General features: G+C 56.4%; 1 rRNA gene. It reads left to right on the plus strand.

What is annotated here, in order from left to right:
• Window positions 1-424 (plus strand): 16S ribosomal RNA (locus tag HH110_RS19270); the annotation flags it as partial.

Raw genomic sequence — 424 nt, forward strand, 5'->3', positions numbered from 1 at the left:
TGCAGTGGGGAATATTGGACAATGGGCGAAAGCCTGATCCAGCCATGCCGCGTGAGTGATGAAGGCCCTAGGGTTGTAAAGCTCTTTCACCGGGGAAGATAATGACGGTACCCGGAGAAGAAGCCCCGGCTAACTCCGTGCCAGCAGCCGCGGTAATACGGAGGGTGCAAGCGTTGTTCGGAATTACTGGGCGTAAAGGGCGCGTAGGCGGTTTGTCACGTCAGGTGTGAAAGCCCCGGGCTCAACCTGGGATGTGCATCTGATACGGGCAGACTTGAGAGCGGGAGAGGAGTGTGGAATTCCCAGTGTAGAGGTGAAATTCGTAGATATTGGGAAGAACACCAGTGGCGAAGGCGACTACCTGGACCGTTTCTGACGCTGAGGCGCGAAAGCGTGGGGAGCAAACAGGATTAGATACCCGGGT

Source organism: Stenotrophomonas sp. SAM-B (assembly GCF_013387485.1).
GTDB classification, from domain to species: domain Bacteria; phylum Pseudomonadota; class Gammaproteobacteria; order Xanthomonadales; family Xanthomonadaceae; genus Stenotrophomonas; species Stenotrophomonas maltophilia_AA.